Source organism: Roseovarius sp. (assembly GCF_018066915.1).
Lineage (GTDB): Bacteria > Pseudomonadota > Alphaproteobacteria > Rhodobacterales > Rhodobacteraceae > Roseovarius.
In genome coordinates, this window is the sequence record NZ_JAGPVV010000351.1 from 1 (window position 1) to 17,468 (window position 17,468).

19 protein-coding genes are annotated in these 17,468 nt (G+C 60.2%); 4 read left to right on the forward strand and 15 right to left on the reverse strand.

Annotated elements, in window-relative coordinates; translation table 11 throughout:
- The 5 genes from KBT70_RS19620 to KBT70_RS19640 form a co-directional block, all read right to left on the reverse strand.
- Positions 1-755: FAD-dependent oxidoreductase (locus KBT70_RS19620; RefSeq protein WP_296638088.1), on the reverse strand; the 755-nt coding region annotated here is incomplete at its 3' end.
- Positions 752-1,567 carry an ABC transporter permease subunit gene (locus KBT70_RS19625; protein WP_296638089.1) on the reverse strand — a complete coding sequence of 272 codons (816 nt, stop codon included), beginning with the start codon at positions 1,565-1,567 and terminating at the stop codon, positions 752-754. The genes KBT70_RS19625 and KBT70_RS19620, both read right to left, overlap by 4 nt.
- Positions 1,564-2,454 carry an ABC transporter permease subunit gene (locus tag KBT70_RS19630; RefSeq protein ID WP_296638090.1) on the reverse strand — a complete coding sequence of 297 codons (891 nt, stop codon included), beginning with the start codon at positions 2,452-2,454 and terminating at the stop codon, positions 1,564-1,566. The genes KBT70_RS19625 and KBT70_RS19630 overlap by 4 nt, the downstream gene beginning before the upstream one ends.
- Positions 2,455-2,458: 4 nt before the next feature.
- Entirely contained in the window at positions 2,459-3,583 is a 1,125-nt protein-coding gene (locus KBT70_RS19635; protein WP_296638091.1) for an ABC transporter ATP-binding protein, read from the reverse strand.
- A 69-nt stretch (positions 3,584-3,652) separates the two neighbouring features.
- Positions 3,653-4,738 carry a polyamine ABC transporter substrate-binding protein gene (locus tag KBT70_RS19640; protein ID WP_296638109.1) on the reverse strand — a complete coding sequence of 362 codons (1,086 nt, stop codon included), beginning with the start codon at positions 4,736-4,738 and terminating at the stop codon, positions 3,653-3,655.
- Positions 4,739-4,882: 144 nt separating this feature from the next.
- Here KBT70_RS19640 and KBT70_RS19645 point away from each other — a divergent pair, with 144 nt between their 5' ends.
- Complete coding sequence (locus KBT70_RS19645) at positions 4,883-5,578, forward strand: GntR family transcriptional regulator (protein ID WP_296638092.1); 696 nt, start codon at positions 4,883-4,885, stop codon at positions 5,576-5,578.
- Between the two features lie 85 nt (positions 5,579-5,663).
- Entirely contained in the window at positions 5,664-7,061 is a 1,398-nt protein-coding gene (locus KBT70_RS19650; protein WP_296638093.1) for an aspartate aminotransferase family protein, read from the forward strand.
- Positions 7,062-7,132: 71 nt separating this feature from the next.
- Here the strand turns inward: KBT70_RS19650 and KBT70_RS19655 are convergent, their stop codons facing one another.
- The 8 genes from KBT70_RS19655 to KBT70_RS19690 form a co-directional block, all read right to left on the reverse strand.
- Entirely contained in the window at positions 7,133-8,401 is a 1,269-nt protein-coding gene (locus tag KBT70_RS19655; RefSeq protein ID WP_296638094.1) for an NAD(P)/FAD-dependent oxidoreductase, read from the reverse strand.
- A 28-nt stretch (positions 8,402-8,429) separates the two neighbouring features.
- Complete coding sequence (locus KBT70_RS19660; RefSeq protein WP_296638095.1) at positions 8,430-9,134, reverse strand: c-type cytochrome; 705 nt, start codon at positions 9,132-9,134, stop codon at positions 8,430-8,432.
- 253 nt (positions 9,135-9,387) lie between these two features.
- Positions 9,388-10,272: an MBL fold metallo-hydrolase gene (locus tag KBT70_RS19665; protein ID WP_296638096.1), complete on the reverse strand. Its 885-nt coding sequence runs from the start codon at positions 10,270-10,272 to the stop codon at positions 9,388-9,390.
- Positions 10,269-10,703 carry a DUF6691 family protein gene (locus tag KBT70_RS19670; RefSeq protein WP_296638097.1) on the reverse strand — a complete coding sequence of 145 codons (435 nt, stop codon included), beginning with the start codon at positions 10,701-10,703 and terminating at the stop codon, positions 10,269-10,271. The genes KBT70_RS19665 and KBT70_RS19670 overlap by 4 nt, the downstream gene beginning before the upstream one ends.
- A 3-nt stretch (positions 10,704-10,706) precedes the next feature.
- Positions 10,707-11,147: a YeeE/YedE thiosulfate transporter family protein gene (locus KBT70_RS19675; RefSeq protein ID WP_296638098.1), complete on the reverse strand. Its 441-nt coding sequence runs from the start codon at positions 11,145-11,147 to the stop codon at positions 10,707-10,709.
- Positions 11,148-11,316: 169 nt separating this feature from the next.
- A complete protein-coding gene (locus KBT70_RS19680) occupies positions 11,317-12,807 on the reverse strand; it encodes a tripartite tricarboxylate transporter permease (RefSeq protein ID WP_296638099.1) in 1,491 nt (496 codons plus the stop codon).
- Positions 12,804-13,295 (reverse strand): tripartite tricarboxylate transporter TctB family protein, encoded by a 492-nt coding sequence (locus tag KBT70_RS19685; protein WP_296638100.1) that lies wholly within the window; start codon positions 13,293-13,295, stop codon positions 12,804-12,806. Before KBT70_RS19685 ends, KBT70_RS19680 begins: the two co-directional genes overlap by 4 nt.
- A 76-nt stretch (positions 13,296-13,371) precedes the next feature.
- Positions 13,372-14,349, reverse strand: a complete 978-nt coding sequence (locus KBT70_RS19690) for a tripartite tricarboxylate transporter substrate binding protein (protein WP_296638101.1) — start codon at positions 14,347-14,349, stop codon at positions 13,372-13,374.
- Positions 14,350-14,493: 144 nt separating this feature from the next.
- Between KBT70_RS19690 and KBT70_RS19695 the strand changes: the two genes are divergently transcribed.
- Positions 14,494-15,402, forward strand: coding sequence for a LysR substrate-binding domain-containing protein (locus KBT70_RS19695; protein ID WP_296638102.1), 909 nt, complete (start codon positions 14,494-14,496; stop codon positions 15,400-15,402).
- A complete protein-coding gene (locus KBT70_RS19700; RefSeq protein ID WP_296638103.1) occupies positions 15,399-16,142 on the forward strand; it encodes a sulfite exporter TauE/SafE family protein in 744 nt (247 codons plus the stop codon). The genes KBT70_RS19695 and KBT70_RS19700 overlap by 4 nt, the downstream gene beginning before the upstream one ends.
- Here the strand turns inward: KBT70_RS19700 and KBT70_RS19705 are convergent.
- The gene (locus tag KBT70_RS19705; protein ID WP_296638105.1) at positions 16,139-16,810 is read right to left on the reverse strand and encodes a fumarate hydratase C-terminal domain-containing protein; all 672 of its coding nucleotides are present in this window, start codon (positions 16,808-16,810) and stop codon (positions 16,139-16,141) included. The two genes, KBT70_RS19700 and KBT70_RS19705, sit on opposite strands and share 4 nt — an antisense overlap.
- Positions 16,807-17,468, reverse strand: a 662-nt coding sequence (locus tag KBT70_RS19710; protein ID WP_296638107.1) for a fumarate hydratase, incomplete at its 5' end; no start/stop codon positions are given. The genes KBT70_RS19705 and KBT70_RS19710, both read right to left, overlap by 4 nt.

Genomic DNA, 17,468 nt, shown 5'->3' on the forward strand with positions numbered 1-17,468 from the left:
TCCGAGGAATACCCGTTGGTGGCCACGATCAGGCGGCGGGCAGTGATGCGTGCATTCGGAGTTGTGAGGGTAAAGCCGCTGGCCTGGCTGATGCCGGTGACGGGCGAGTGGGCGTAAATGCGCGCGCCGGCCCGGCTTGCCGCCTCAGCCAATCCCAGCGTGTATTTGAACGGGTTGAGGGCCACCCCGAGGGGCGTGGTGAGCGCCGCATAAAACGGTCCCTTCATCCCCATCTGGGTCAGTTCAGAGCCGGGGATGAGCGTGGGCGTGACCCCGTAATCGGCCTTGATCCGGGCGGCGCGGTCGGCAAAGCCTGCGGCGGCCTTGGAGGTATGAGCCAGCACAGTTTCGCCATCGGAATGGATATCGGGCGAGATGCCGTGGGCTTCGATCAGGGCGCGGGCAAAGCGCACTGCCTCTACCTCGGTCTGGCGGTATTCGCGGCGGGCGGGTTCGCCGTGCATCTTGCGCAGCATGGCATCCGACGCCGCAGAGCCACCTAGACAGCAAAAGCCACCATTGCGCCCAGAGGCCCCCCAAGCGGGGGTCTGCGCCTCGAACACCCTGACATCCTGCCCCGCCTCGGCCAGATGCAGGGCAGCCGAAAGACCCGTAAACCCCGCACCAATCACCGCGACGTCGCAGTCGATCGCCCCCTCTGCCGGAGGGTAATCGGGCATATCTGCGGTGGTCTGCCAATAGCCACGCTCTCTTGGCCCTTCACCATAGGTATGGGCCGGAAAGACGCGACTCATGCGTGCACGGCGGCGCGTTCGTCGGCCTGCTGTCGCAGGGAGGCACGTTTCGTGATGAGCGACGCAGAGATGACCCCGACCGCGACAATCCCGATCATGATGGTCGAGAGCGCATTGATCTCGGGCGAGACACCGAGGCGCACAGCAGACCAGATCTTGATCGGCAGGGTGGTGGCCGAGGGACCGGCGGTGAAGCTGGCGATCACAAGGTCGTCGAGCGACAGGGTAAAGGCCAGAAGCCAGCCCGATATAACCGCAGGGGCGATGATCGGTAGCGTGACAAGGCGAAAGGCATCAAAGGGCGAGCAGCCCAGATCAAGCGCAGCTTCTTCCAGCGAGCGGTCAAAGGTCACAAGGCGCGAGGACACAACAACCGAGACGAAACACATCGAAAACGTAGTGTGCGCAAGAATGATGGTGAAAATCCCACGATCCATCCCGATGCCGATGAAAAGCAGAAGAAGCGACAGGCCGGTGATCACCTCGGGCATGACCAAGGGGGCGTAGATCATGCCAGAAAACAGCGTGCGGCCATAGAACCGCCCGGCACGCACCAGAACAAGGGCCGCCATGGTGCCGAGGATCGTGGCGATGGTCGAGGAGGCAATCGCCACCTTGACCGTCACCCAAGCGGCATCGAGGAAAGACTGGTTTCTGAGCAGCTCACCATACCATTTGGTCGAGAACCCGGCCCAGACCGTCACCAGCTTGGACTCGTTGAAGCTATAGGTGATCAGGATGATCATCGGCAGATAGAGGAACGCAAACCCAAGCGTGAGCGAGGTGGCGTTAAACCATGTGAGCCGTCTCATTCTTCGGCCTCCCGCTGCTTTTGCTCGTTACGTTGAAAGAGCACGATGGGGATGATCAGGATCAGCAACAGGACAACCGCCACCGCACTGGCCACAGGCCAGTCACGGTTGTTGAAGAATTCTTCCCAGAGCACCTTGCCGATCATCAGGGTTTGCGACCCGCCCAAGAGCGAAGGAATGACAAACTCGCCGATGACGGGGATGAAGACGAGAAAGCACCCGGCGATGATCCCGCTTTTCGACAGGGGCACGGTGATCAGCCAGAACGCCTTGATCCGGGAACATCCCAGATCCTCGGCGGCTTCGAGCAGAGAGCCATCCATCCGCTCGAGCGCGGAATAGATCGGCAGGATCATGAAGGGCAGATACGTGTAGACAATGCCGATATAGACCGCCGTGGGCGTGTTGAGGATGATCAACGGCTCTGAAATCACACCGATCTTCAGAAGAACCTGATTGAGATAGCCCTCGGTCGAGAGGATACCCATCCAGGAATAGACCCGGATGAGAAAGCTGGTCCAGAACGGCAGGATGACCAGCATCATCAAGGTCGGGCGCCAGTGATCCGGCGCATTGGCCATGCCATAGGCAATGGGATAGCCCACCAGCAGGGTCAGGAGCGTGGAGAGAGCGGCGATCTGCAACGAGGAAACATAGGATTTCCAATAGAGATCATCGGTTCTCAGAAAGGCGAAGTTCTCAAAATCCAGCGCGCTGAAAAACGCTCTGATGCCCTGCCACCCCTGAGAGAAATCCAAGGTCGGCGTATAGGGTGGGATGGCCGTGGCGATATCGCTGAGGCTGATCTTGAGCACAATCAGAAAGGGCACCAGAAAGAGCGCCAAGAGCCAGGCATAAGGCAGAAATATCAGGGCAAAGCGGCGCATCCCCCTACCCTTTCAAGAGCACGGCGGCGGTATCGGTCCACGACAGCCAGACGGTGTCTTCCCAAGTAAAGCCGCGCCGGGACAAGCGGCGCGTGTTTGCAGTCTGCGCCTTGATCATCTGACCATTGGGCAGGGCCACATGATAGGTCGAGAGATTGCCGAGATAGGCGATGTCGATGATCTTGCCCTGCACGGCATTGCGCCGGTCCTCGGGCCGCTCTGCGCTGATCGCCACCTTTTCGGGGCGCAGCGCGATGTGACAGGTTTCGCCATTGTCAAACGTGGTCTCGGTTTCGGCGTAGAGCGGTGTCATGCCTTCGGCATAGGCGATTTCATAGCCCTCACCGGATTTGCGCGCGGTGCCGGGGATGATCGTGACCTCGCCAATGAAATCGGCCACATAGACGGAATTGGGCATTTCGTAGATGCGGGCGGGCGTGTCGGCCTGAATGATGCGGCCATTGTCCATTACGGCGACCCGGCTGGCGACGGTCATCGCCTCTTCCTGATCGTGGGTCACGATGACGAATGTGGTGCCGGTTTTCTCTTGGATGTCCATCAGCTCGAACTGGGTCGCCTGACGCAATTTGGCATCAAGAGCGCCAAGCGGTTCGTCGAGCAGCAAGAGTTTGGGGGCCTTGGCAAGGCTGCGGGCAAGGGCCACGCGCTGCCGCTGGCCACCAGAGATTTGATGCGGCTTGCGCTTGGCGAATTGCTGGAGGCGCGTGAGCTTGAGCATCTCATCCACGCGGGCGGCAATCACGTCCTTGGGTTTGCCGTCGCGCTTGAGGCCAAACGCGATGTTTTCCCAGACCGACAAATGCGGAAAGAGCGCGTAGGACTGGAACATCATGTTGACAGAACGCTTGTTGGGGGGGATCGGCGCAAGGTCCTGACCGGCGAGGAGGATCTTGCCCTCGGTCGGCTTTTCGAAACCCGCCAGCATGCGCATCATCGTGGTCTTGCCACAGCCAGAGGGGCCAAGCAGCGCGAAGAACTCGCGCTCGTAGATGTCGAATGTCTGATTGTCGATCGCGGTAAATTCACCAAACCGCTTTGTCACGCCCTTGAATTGGATGAGTGGCTTTGCCTTGGGATCATTCCAAGGCTCGAAAACGACTTGTGCCATACCTGCCCCCGACTGTTTGAGATTGCCCGCGCAAGGCATGGCCCTGCGCGGGTTACTGGCCTATCCGGGTCAGGTGCCGGATTTGATCTTGGTCCAGAGGCGGGTCACGGTCCGCTGCACGCCTGCGTCATAAGGCGTGGTTGTGAAGAGGTTGTTGAGCGCCTCTTCCGACGGATAAATCGCCGGATCGCCGATCACGTCCTCAACAAGGAACTCCTGGCTCGCCTTGTTGCCATTGGCGTAATAGACATAGTTCGACGCGGCGGCCATGTTCTGCGCGTCCATGATAAAGTTCAGGAACGCATGCGCGCCGTCGGGATTGGGGGCATCGACGGGGATCGCCATCTGGTCGAACCACATCTGTGCGCCTTCCTTGGGCGCGTTGTAGACGATTTCGACGCCATTGTTGGCCTCTGCAGCGCGGTCACGGGCCTGAAGAATGTCCCCGGACCAGCCCACAGCCACGCAGATGTCACCATTGGCGAGCGCGTTGATATATTCCGAGCTGTTGAATTTCTGGATGTGCGGGCGGACGGCCATCAGCACAGGCTCTACCTTGGCGATCACGTCGGGATCATGGCTGTTGGGGTCTTCGCCGATATATTTCAGCGCCATCGGGATCATTTCGGCGGGGGCATCGAGGAAATGCACGCCACATTCCGCCAGCTTGGCCATGTTGTCCGGGTTCATCACCAGCTCGAGACTGTCGAGCGGCGCGTCCTCGCCCAGCAGTTCCTTGACCTTGCCGACATTGGCGCCGATGCCGGTGGTGCCCCACATGTAGTTGATCGAATAGGCGTTTTCGGGGTCATACTGTTCGGTGCGGCTGCTTACGACGTCCCACATGTTGTCGATGTTGGGCAGCTTGGATTTGTCCAGCTTCTGGAATGCGCCGGCCTCGATCTGACGCTGAAGGAAGGTGCCGGTCGGGACAACCACATCATAGCCAGAGCCGCCTGCGAGCATCTTGGTTTCCAAGACCTCGTTGCTGTCAAACACGTCATAAATGAGCTTGAGCCCGGTATCCGCCTCGAACTTGGTCAGCAGTTCTTCGTCGATGTAGTCGGACCAGTTGTAGACCCTCACTTCTTGGGCCTGCGCGGCGAATGCGCCGAGCGCGATTGTGGCTGTGGTGGTCAGTATCAGATTTCGCATCATGTTCTCCCGTTGGTCGGCATGTGTCTGCCTTGGTGCGGATTTGATCAAAAATTTCCGCTCATGGCAATATGGTAATGTTTTCATGCACAGGCTAAACTCGCAAGGCCAGACATTGAGACGCCTGATCGGATTGCCTTGCAGATGACCACCACCGCACAGAAATTCAGCACGACCGATGGGGATTTGACGCGGCTGCCCGCGCATGAGTTGATCCATCGGCAATTGCGCGATCTGGTGCTCTTTGGCGATCTGGCACCGGGACAGGCCGTAACGATTCAGGGTCTCTCGGAACGGCTGGGTGCGGGCATGACGCCTGTGCGCGAGGCGATCCGCCGCCTTATCGCTGAGGGGGCGCTGGAATTTCAAGGCAATCGCAGGGTATCAGTGCCGCTTTTAACGGCGGACAACATCAGCGAATTGATCTATGCGCGGCAATGGCTTGACCCTTATCTGACGTTGCGCGCGACAGAGCGCGCGAGTCTCGAGGATCTGGATTGGTTGGCGGACCTCGACGACGAGTTGGACCGCGCCATATTGCGCGGCGATCTGCGCGCCTATCTGGAACTCAACTATCGCTTTCACAAGCGGATCTATGACATTGCGCAGGCGCCAATCCTGGCTGATGTCGCGGATGGCCTATGGCTCCGGTTCGGGCCGTCGCTGCGGGTGGTCTGTGGACGCATGGGCACACAGAACCTGCCGGACAAACACAAGGACATGTTGGCTGCGATGCATGCCCGCGATGCAGAGGCGGCGGCACGCGCCATTCGCGAAGACGTGATCCAGGGAATGGAGCAAGTGCGACATTCGTTGGAACGTGTGGCCGCCGCCCGCTGATTCGATTGACACTGGATAATTTGATCATATTTTCGGAATGAGGGCTGCGCTTGCGCGGCCAGACCGATTCGGGAAAGGGAATGCCATGACGATGATCACCAACCACATGCCGACCGCAGAGCTGCAGGCGCTGGATGCCGCGCATCACATGCACCCCTTTACCCATGGCGATCAGTTGGGCGCCAAAGGCGCGCGGATCATCACCCGCGCCAAAGGCGTGACCCTGACCGACAGCGAGGGGCATGAGATCCTCGACGGTATGGGCGGGCTGTGGTGCGTCAATATCGGCTATGGGCGTCAGGAACTTGCCGATGTCGCCGCGCGGCAGATGATGGAACTGCCGTTCTACAACACGTTCTTCCAGACCAGCCATGTGCCCGCCATCGCGCTCTCGGCCAAGCTGGCAGAGCTGGCGCCGGAAGGGTTTAACCATGTATTCTACGCCGGGTCCGGGTCTGAGGCGAATGACACGAACATTCGCATGGTCCGCACCTATTGGGCGCAATTGGGCGAGCCGGAGCGCAATATCATCATCAGCCGCAAGAATGCCTATCACGGGTCAACCATTGGCGGCGGCAGCTTGGGTGGTATGTCTGGCATTCATTCACAGGGCGGTTTGCCCATCCCGAACATCTGTCATATCGACCAGCCGCATTGGTATGCCGAGGGTGGCGATAGCGACCCTGAGACATTCGGCCTAGAGCGCGCGCGGCAGCTTGAGGCCAAGATCGAAGAATTGGGCGCGCACCGCGTCGCGGCCTTTATCGCCGAGCCGGTCCAGGGGGCGGGCGGCGTGATCATTCCGCCCGACAGCTATTGGCCCGAGATTCAGCGTATTTGCGACAAATACGGTATCCTGCTGATTGCCGATGAGGTGATCTGCGGTTTTGGTCGTACAGGCAACTGGTTTGGCAGCCAGACCTATAACATCCGCCCCGATATTATGACCATCGCCAAGGGGCTCAGCTCTGGGTATGCGCCGATTGGCGGCTCTTTGGTGTCGGACCGGGTGGCCAAGGTGATCAACGCCTGTGAGTTCAACCACGGCTATACCTATTCCGGGCATCCCGTCTCTTGTGCCGTGGCGCTGGAAAACCTGCGGATTCTCGAAGAAGAAAAGATCATCGAGCGTGTGGCGACGGATACAGGGCCCTATCTGCAAGAAAAGTGGAACTCGCTGGCCGATCATCCGATGGTGGGCGAGACGCGGATCATCGGGATGATGGGTTCGCTCGCCCTGACCCCGCACAAGGCGAGCCGGGCCAAGTTTGCGTCCGAACCGGGCACGGCGGGTTATATCTGCCGCGAGCGGTGTTTTGCCAACAATCTCGTGATGCGGCACGTCGGCGACCGGATGATCATCTCGCCGCCGTTGGTGATCTCGAAATCCCAGATCGACACCTTGATCGAACGGGCGTGGATGTCCTTGGATCAGGCAGAAAAGCAGATCCGCGACGAAGGCCTGATGAAGGCTGCCGCCTGAGGCGCGATCACGAGGCGACCGGGCGCAGCGCGCGTCCGGTCAGCATGAGGTGTTCATCTACACTTATCCGCTCAGTTAAACATGTCCGCGGTGATCCCGGCGTACCAACCGACGGATTCCTCGTAGGTCGCCTTGCGGGTCGCTGCATCCTCGCCGGTCTGCGAGACAAATCCGTCGACCTTGGCGATCTTTTCCGCCGTGGCCTCGTAGGTGGCCCCCACCTTGACGCCATCGTCGGGGGCAATGAGCGACCAGCAGGTGTTGGTGAACTTGGCCGGAAATACCTTGGAATCGGTCAGCGCACCACGTACCGCCATGGCGCAGACCTTGGCCTGAGAATTGGCGGCAAAGCCGGATTTGGGCATATCGCCCTGTTGCGCCGCATCGCCCAGAACATGCACATCCGGGTCAGCCTTGGACGACATGTCGGCGGCATTGACCGGCGCCCAGTTGCCATCGGTGACGCCCGCCACATCGGCGATGCGCCCGGCCTTTTGCGCCGGGATGACGTTGCAGACGTCGACAGCCTCGACCGATCCGTCGATGTCGACGGTCATCGCTTCGGGATCGACGGTCACGTTGGTCGCGCCGAAATCGGGGCCGACACGCTCGATCATGCCAGAGTAATGGCGTTCCCAGCCCTCTTCAAAGAGCGCCTGTTTCGAGAAGGTTTCCTTGGGGTCGACCAACAGGATCTTGGCGGTCGGATTGGTCTGCTTGAGAACATGCGCCACCATCGAAATCCGCTCGTAGGGTCCGGGGGGGCAGCGGAACGGGTCAGGCGGGGCCACCATGGCAAAGCGTCCGCCCTGTGGCATGGCCATGATCTGCGCCTTGAGAAGTTCGCTCTGCGATCCGGCCTTGTAGGCGTGGGGCATCTTGTTTTGCGCGGCGACGGACCAACCGGGCACAGCACCTTCGACAAAATCAATGCCGGGACTGAGGATCAGTTTGTCATAGGGCAACACGGAACCGCCTGCGAGGCTGACGGTCCGGGACGCCCGGTCCACATCGACCGCCCAATCATGCACGACATTGATCCCGTATTTGGCCGCCAGCGTGCCATAGGTGTGGGAAATATCGTCAAGTTCGGTAAGACCGGCGATATAGAGGTTGGAGAAATAGCAGGTGAAATAGGCGCGCGACGGCTCGACCAGGGTCACGTCAATCGCGCCCTTGCTGTCCTTGGCGATATAGCGCGCAGCGGTGGCCCCACCCGATCCGCCGCCGATCACCACGACCCGAGGTTTGCCGTGACCATCAGCCAGAACGGCAGGTGCCGACAGGCTGGCCGCCGTGGCCGCGCCCACGGCAATAAAATCGCGTCGGTTCAATGTCATGTTCCGTCCTCCCTGAATGGACCTCGGTTCAGTCGATGTCCTTGAAATAGGCCGCCAATGCCGCGATCTCCTCGTTCGACAGGCGTCCGGCCATCATCTGCATCACCGGATGGGGACGCAGCTTGTCTTTGTAGGCGTGCATCGCGACCACGAAATCCTCTTCGGGCCAACGGGTGATGGAGGGGATGCCCTCGGCTGATCCATCGGCCTGATGGCAGCTTACACATTCGCTGGAGAGGTATTCGCCATATTCAGGATCGCCCTGAATCGCCAGAATTGTGGGATCAACGGTGTGATCTGTGCCGCGTGCGGTTGGCGCAGCCTCGGGGATATTGGCGGGGTCAGCGGAAAAGCTGCGCAAATAGGCCAAGAGGTCCGCGCGGTCCTGCGCGTCCTTCATGCCCCGATAACTCGTGCGGGTCTTGGATACCAAGGCGCGGGGATTTTCGAGATAGGCATCGAGCGTATCAAAATCCCAGATCAGCCCATCGACCCCCGCGCGCTGCATCGAGGCTGAATAGGCATAGCCCTCATGTGACGCGGCGCGACGCCCGAAGAGGCCATTGAGATGGGGGCCGATACGATCCCCGGCCCCCTTTCCGATCTCATGACAGCCTTTGCACTGTCCATAGAGCGCCGCTCCTGCCTTGGCATCGCCCGCAACTTCGGGGCGCGCAGCGCCTGCCGCCAGTATCGCGGTCAAGGCAATCGGCAAGAGGAGGCGCACTATCATGGCGTCATATTACTGTCTGAAGCTCGAAAGATAAGCGGAGATTGCAGCACGATCCTCATCCTTTTGGAGGCCTGCACAGCTCATCCTGGTGCCCTTCCTATAGCTGCACGTATTGGCGAGAAACGCGGTCAGCGTCTCGTCGGTCAGCGTGTTGCGATTATAGTCGCGACCTCATTCAAGACTGGGAAGGGCGCGCCCGAGGGATTTCAGATCCATGTCACTTGTTCCGCGCCCCGGCAGAGGGGGCAATATCTCAGAGCCTGTTCACCGGCAGCTTCAGCATCGGATTGCCGTCGCCGTCGCGCGGCACTTCGCCTGCGCGCATGTTGACCTGCAAGGAGGGCAGGATCAACCGCGGCATGGCAAGCTGTGCATCGCGCTCGGTTCTGAACTTCACGAAGTTCTCGCGCGTTTTGCCGCCACCCACATGGATATTGTGCGCCTTCTCTGCGCCTACCGTCGTTTCCCACTGGATATCGCGGCCATTCGGGCCGTAATCGTGGCACATGAACAGGCGCATATCGTCGGGCAGGCGCAGCACCTTTTGAATGCTGTCGTAGAGTTCCCCTGCGTCGCCACCGGGAAAGTCGGCGCGGGCCGATCCGCCATCGGGCATGAAGAGCGTATCACCGACAAAGGCCGCATCGCCCATCACATGCACCATGCAGGCGGGCGTATGGCCGGGCGTGTGCATGGCAAAGCAGGTCATGCCACCCACTTGGTATGTATCGCCATCCTTGAACAGCGCATTGAATTGGCTGCCGTCGCGCTGAAATTCGGTGCCTTCGTTGAAGATCTTGCCAAAGGTTTCCTGCACGACGAGGATTTTCTGGCCAATCCCGATTTTGCCGCCCAGTTTCTGCTGAATATAGGGCGCTGCCGAGAGATGGTCGGCATGGACATGGGTCTCGATGATCCACTCAAGCGTGAGGCCGTGATCCATCATATAAGCAATCATGGCATCGGCATGAGCATAGGTGATCCGCCCCGCCGCCATGTCGATATCCATCACGCTATCGACCACGGCACAGGCGGACGAGCCGGGGTCCTTGACCACGTAACTGATGGTATTCGTCGCCTCGTCAAAGAACGCCTTGACCTCGGGCGTGATGCTCATGTCCACCGGATAATCCGTCATGCCGTGACCCTTCTGTCTGCCTGTTTCGTCTGGATCATCTTGGCCACCCAAAGCCCGGTCAAGAGTGCTGCGACAAAGGCCACCACCTCGTATCTGCCAGAGCCTAGCGCCGGGACCGCCGCGCCGGGGCAGAATCCTGCGATGCCCCAGCCGAGGCCAAAGACCGCCGATCCCCCGATCAGACGCGCGTCGATGACCGTGTTGGTGGGCAACTTGAACTCTGCCTCGACAATCGGGCCGGGGCGTTTCAGCACCAGACGATAGCCGATGAAGGTGGTCAACAGCGCGCCCCCCATGACAAAAATCAGGCTCGGGTCCCATGTCCCGGCGACGTCAAAGAAATTGAGCACCTTGGCCGGGTTGATCATGCCCGAGATGGCAATTCCCACGCCAAAGACAAGACCGACAAGCAGGGCTGAAAGAATGCGCATGGCTTAGGCCCCAATCACATGACGGATGACATAGACGGTGAGAATGGCCACGGCCATGAAGGTTAGCGTCGCCACGAAAGACCGGGGCGAGAGCCGCGCAAGGCCGCAAACCCCGTGCCCCGAGGTGCAGCCAGAGCCGAAAGTCACGCCGATACCCACGATGAATCCGCCGATCACGATCATGGGCAAGCTGATGGGGACATCCACCGCCGGCATTTGGCCGGTCAGCGCCAGCACCACAAGCGGTCCGGCAATCATGCCCACGACCACTGCCGCGCGCCAGCTCTTGTCGCCCGGCACACCGCCGGTGATGAGGCCCGACAGGATGCCAGTGGCCCCCATGATCCGACCTTGGAAAAACATCAGCAACACGGCTGACAAACCGATCAACACACCGCCCGCGAATGACATCAGCGGGGTAAATTCGGTTTCGATACCCGTCATCTTTCTTCCTCTCTCGCCATGGCAAAAGCACGTCAGGGAGACCCGACGATTATATTATCGTTTTTGAATATATTAAGGGAAGCATTGCTTTCATAGCCTCCAGAGCGGCGAGTCACGAAAATCTTATCAGGCTGCAAACCCGCGCAAGATGGTCAAAGACGAGGCAAGCTCAGCCCTTGTCGCGCGCCTTGTCCAGCGTGCCACGCGCAATCGCCACGACCGCGATCAGGGTCAGGGCCCAGAAGAACCACGTGATCGGCCCCCGCAAGAGCACATCAGGCGAGCCGCCTGACATCAGCATGGATTTACGGAAATTATCCTCGAGCAGGGGGCCCAGAATGAAGGCGATCAGAAAAGGCGCGGCGGGAATGTGATAGCGGGACATGAAAAACCCCACCCAGCCCATCACGAACATGACGCCCACATCAAAGATGTTGTTGTTGACCGCAAAGACGCCGTAGATGCAGAGCACGAGGACAATCGGCATCAGGATACGCTTGGGGATATCGGCCACGGGTTTAAAGCCGCGAATGGCCAGACCGCCGACGATAAAGAGCAGGCCTGAGGAAAAGATCAGACCAATAAAAAGGCCATAGATGATATCGACGTTCATCACGAACATCATCGGCCCCGGCTGTAACCCATGCACCATGAAGGCCCCGATAATGATCGCGGTGATCACATCGCCCGGCACGCCAAGCGCCAGAAGCGGGATCAGAGTGGCACCCGCCACGCCGTTATTGCCCGCCTCAGAGGCCGCGACGCCCTCGATCTCGCCTTTGCCGAAATTGGCCTTGTTGGGGGATTTTCGCCGGGCCTCGGAATAGCTCAGAAAGGCCGCAGGGGCCGCTCCAATGCCGGGGATCGCGCCCAGAAAGACACCGATGAAGCTGCCGCGCACGATGGAGCGGAAACAGCGTTTGTAATCGGCAAAAGTGACCCATTTGCTGCCTAATGTCTGCACCTTGCCCATATGGCCCGTGGGATGCCAGACCATGTTGATGACCTCGGGGATGGCAAAGAGGCCGATCAGCACCGCGATGAAATTCAGCCCGCCCATCAGGTTGGGATCGCCAAAAGTGAAGCGGTTGGTGCCATAGACAAGATCAAGACCGATGGTCGCCAAGAGCAGCCCCAAGAGCGCCGCGAGAGCGCCGCGCAAGAGACTCTCGCCCGACACGCCCGCAATGATCGTGAGCGAGAAGAGGATGAGGGCAAAGAACTCCGGCGGTCCAAAGCTGAGCGCGAAAGACGCAAGCCAGCCCGCGAAAAGGATCAGCGCGAGATTCGAGATCACATCCGCCGTGCAGGACGCCCAGAGCGCCATACCAAGCGCGCGCCCCGCCTCGCCGCGTGCCGCCATCGGATGCCCGTCGAGCACCGTGGCCGACGAGGCAGGCGTGCCCGGTGTCTTGATCAGAATGGCCGGGATCGAGCCGCCAAAGATGCCGCCTTTGTAGACCCCTAGAAGCATCAGAATGCCGTTGATCGGCTGCATGGGAAAGGTAAACGGCAGAGTGAGCGCCACCGCCATCGTGGCCGAAATGCCCGGAATCGCGCCGCCGATCACGCCGATCACAATTCCGATGGCGAGCGAGACAAGCGCCTCGACATTACCGACCAGCGCGAGACCGGCGAGGATGCTGTCAATCATGCTCATGGCAGCCTCACATACTCGCCCTGCGGGATGGCGACCCCCGCGACATGGGCAAAGAAGCCATAGAGCAGGAGCGGAACCAGCACGGCACAGATCAACGCGGTTTTGGGATGGCGCGTCTTGACCAGAAAGGCGAGCGACGCAAAGGCCAACATCGAGGCCCAGACCATACCGATGCGCGGCAAGAGCCAGAAGGTGACAGCCATCAGCACCGCCATGCCCGCCAGCCTGATCAGACCCGCACCGGGATCTTCAATCGGGTCATTGACGGGGGCATCATCGGCCTCCGACTTCCGGTTGGTAAACAATATTCCGAGGCCCACAAGCCCTGTCAGCCCAGCAATGGCGTAGGGCCAGAACCGGGGCGAGAGGACGATATTGCGCATATTGCTGGGGGCAGAGATCCAATAGGGAATGGCGTAGAGGATCATGAAAAGACAGGCCGCACAGGCACCGAGGCCCAGGTGCAGCTGTATCGTGCGTTTGTTCACCCTGATCCTCCCCGATCAGTTTGCTGGCCTTGGTAGGCCGGGCACCTCTGCGCCCGGCCTATGCGTGCGACAGACTTCAGCCTTCGATCCGCATGCCGAGCTTATCGACCAGCGCACGGAAGGTTTCGTATTGCGTCTGGATAAAGGCGTTGGCCTCTTCGGGGCTCATGACGTTGATCACAGAGCCCATTGCGCTCATCTGCTCCACGAATTTCGGGTCTCCTGCGGCGGCAGTCATCCACTCGCCCCATTTGGCGGCCACATCATCCGGCAGGTCATCCGGCCCGGCAATGCCAGTCCAACCCACAAGCTGCGTGAGATCAGGTTTGCCCAGATCAACAGCGGTCGGCGCATCAAAGCCCGGCACCGGTTCGGCGGTGGTCACGAGGATCGGCTTTAACTGCCCATTGGCCACGAAATTGGCGAGCGCGGATGTGTTGGTGCAGATAAAGGTCACGGTGCCATTGAGAACAGCAGTTGCCGCCTCGCCACCGCCGCCTTGGGGAATGTGGATCGCCTTGTCGAGCGGGTTCTCCACGCCGAATTCGTCCAGCACCATCACCGCCGCGAGATGCAGCATCGAGCCCACGCCGGAAGAGCTATAGCTGGAGCCCTCGGATTCCGTCAGGGCGATGAGATCCTCGATCGTCTCGATACCGGAATCGGGGCGCACGGCACAGGCGACGGGGTTGATTTCATAGACCGTCACAAAGCGGAAATCATCGAGTGTATAGGGAAGCGTTGCCTTCATCGCCGGGTTGACCGTGTGCGAGCCTACACGGGCAAAGAGCATGGTATAGCCATCGCCCTTGGCATTCTGCACCGCGACCGATCCCGTGGCGCCCCCTGCCCCGGTGATGTTCGACATGACCAACGGCTTGCCGACCACGGTGCCCAAGGGCTCTGCGATGGTGCGGGCCGAAATATCGGTCGCGCCGCCTGCGCCATAGGGAATGACCATGTTGATGGGGCGTTCGGGATATTCGGCCAATGCGGCGGTTGCCGTCAGGCCAAGTCCCATGGCGCAAACCGCGCCCAACTGTCTCAGCTTCATGTTTTCCTCCTCCTCTGTGGTGTCGGCGGCAGGGTGATCGCGGATTGCAACGCCGTCGGCTTTAGGTGTAACTTTAAGGCACGCTTAATATAAGCAATATTCCGTTACAGCATGTGTTACAAAATCTTACGGAAGAGGCAGGGCATGTCAATCCGGCGCTTGCGCACCCTGATTGCGGTGGACGATCACAAGACCTTTAGCGCCGCAGCCGAGGCGGTGTTTGTCACCCATGCCGCCGTCAGCCAGCAGATGCGAAGTCTCGAGGAAGAATGGGGCGTGCCGCTCTTTGATCGCTCGCGCCGATCCCCGGAACTGACCCCGACCGGGCGGGCCTTGGTGGCAAGGGCCCGTGATGTGGTGCGTGCCTATGATGCCATCGTGCCATCTGTTCTGGGCGACGAAGGGTTTCGCGGCGAAATCTCGCTTGGCGCTGTGCCGATGACCCTGACCGGGCTCACGCCCCTGTCGGTGCGGTTGCTCAAGGACAGCTTCACGGATCTGCATGTGCGGATCGTGCCGGGCATGACGACCCAACTGATTGCCGAGGTCGAGCGCGGCGCGCTTGATGCTGCCATCCTGTCGCGGCAAGGCCCGTTGCCCCCCGAACTTGACCATGCGGATATCGCGCAGGAGCCTATGGAGTTGTTGGTGCCCCAAGAGATCGAGGGCGACGATGTGCGCGATCTGCTGACCAATAACCCCTTTATCCGCTTTAACCGGGATGCCGTGGTGGGCGGGTTGATCGACGGTTGGCTGCGCGAAAACGGTATTGCCGTGTCGGTCACCATGGAGTTGCAGGGGCTAGAGGCGATTTCGAGCATGGTGCTTGCAGGGCTTGGCGTGTCCATCGTGCCTGCGCGTTGTGTGCGCGGCGTCAACCCTTTGCCGCTGCGCCGACTGCCCTTGCCCCAAGGCGCGCCAGTGCGACAACTGACCTTGGCCCATCGCCGCGACAACCCGCGCATGCGTATTATTCAGGAAATCCACAAGGCCCTGATCGGGGCGGTCGAGATCGGCATTTTTACCCCCTCTGCCCGAGGTCCCGCCGGATGAATTCCGACACGGTTCTCTACGTCATCACCGGGGCTGCGGCGGGGGGGTTTATCAACGGGCTCGCGGGATTTGGCACAGCACTTTTTGCGCTTGGATTCTTTCTCACCGTGATCCCACCCCTGCAAGCGGTGGCGATGCTGGTCGTGCTCTCGGTTGTGACCGGGCTGCAAGGGGTCTGGGTGGTGCGCGATGCCATCGGAGAAAACCCACGACGGCTGGCGCGCTTTCTGCTGCCGGGGTTGATTGGGATACCCTTGGGCGTTCTGATCCTCAGCGTGATCGACGCGGGCACGCTCAAGGCTGTCGTGGCAGCGATGCTTTTGCTCTATGGCGGCTATTTCACGCTGCGCGCGCGGTTGCCAAGGTTTGAGCGTTCAACACCGTTTTGGGATATGCTTGTTGGGTTTCTGGGAGGCGTTCTGGGCGGTGCCGCCTCGCTCTCTGGCGCGCTGCCGATGATGTGGTGCGCGCTGCGTCCCTGGCCCAAGCAAGAGACACGCGCCGTTTTGCAGCCCTTCAATGTGGTGGTTCTGGCGGTCACGACGATCCTCTTGGCGCTCAAGGGGGCCTATACGCGCGAGACGTTGATTTATCTCGCGATTGCCATTCCAGCCGCACTCTTGGCGGCGCAACTCGGGATCACGGTGTTCAAACGCCTGAGCGATACGGCCTTTCGCCGGTTGCTGATCCTGATGACCTTGGTTTCAGGCGTGGTTCTGCTGCTGCGCGAAATGCTCTAGCCAATCACCTCATCAGAGCGGTCATCGGTCTCGCCATAGCGTTTGAGGGTCGCGGGACGGGTGCCCTCGTAGACCCGTTCGAGGTTCTTGGCGATCTTGGCGTTCTCGCGTTCAAAGAGGCAATTACCGTCCAGATCAGAGGCCACAATGAACGGCCCCATCTTGTTGCAGCGAATAACCCACATCGCCTGCGCCAGACCCAGTTCCTCTTGCCAATGCACCGCCTCGACCTTTTCGATGCCACGACCCAAGAGCGCGCCGGTGCCATAGCCCACGGTCGAGAGGTAAATTGCGCCATTGGGCACGAAATAGGATTTGTAATCTTTGGACGACATGCCGCCTTTGCCGATGATCAGCTTGGCGCCGGTCTTGGCCATCCACTCGGGCAACCATTTGGCAAAGCGGAACGAGGCAGTTGCGGTGACAGCCCCCATGTTGAACGACCCATCGGGACAAATGGCGGCAGCGGGGGAGCAATGGAAATTCGTGGCGCTCTGGCTGGGCAATTCCAACGGGATATTCGCCTTTTCCTCAAGCGCACGCATGTAGACGCCTTCGCGGGCGGTATAGAGCAACCCATCAAGATAGACGATATCGCCAAGGCGCAGCTCAGCAAGCGCCTCGGGCGTCGGCGTGGTGCTCAGGCGGATTTCGCGGGGTTTCGTCATTCTGCCGCCTCCTGTGCGCCGCACTGCCATTCGACGGTTTCGCGGCGCTGATAGGGGGTGAACCAATCGGGATCTGTGCGGTATGCGACGCGCCCATCAGGATAGAGGCGCGCGACCGCCCGGCGCGACGACAGGCAAAAGGCATGCACAGACATCTGCATGCCCCCGGTGTGGCAATAGCCCGCCTCGATGTTGCAATTGATCACCATATTCTTGCCGACAAATCCCATGGCCCCCATGCCGATGGAATTGCCCAGATCCTTGAACTCGCGCTCCAGCGCGGCAATCCTTGGGTCCGGATTCTCGCTGCCCACGACGCGCAGGCAGGCAGCGCGCTTGCCCAGAACCATGCAGGTATCCTTGGACCCCCCAAGGCCAATGCCGATGATCGCGGGCTGACAGGCCAGCCCGCGTTTGCCAAAGGCGACAAGGCTATCGAGGTAGAACCGTTTGATCCCCTCGATCCCGTCAGAGGGGAAAAGCATGCGGTAATCGGTGCCAAAGAGGCCGCCCTTGTGGACGGTGATGAGGTCGATCCAATCGCCCTCGGGCTCGTAGGCATACTCAATCTCCGGCGCGCCGATGCCGACGTTGTTGTTGTGGTCGGTGCGCCAGAGCGGATGCACGCGGTTGGGGCGTAGAGGCACGTCATAGGTCG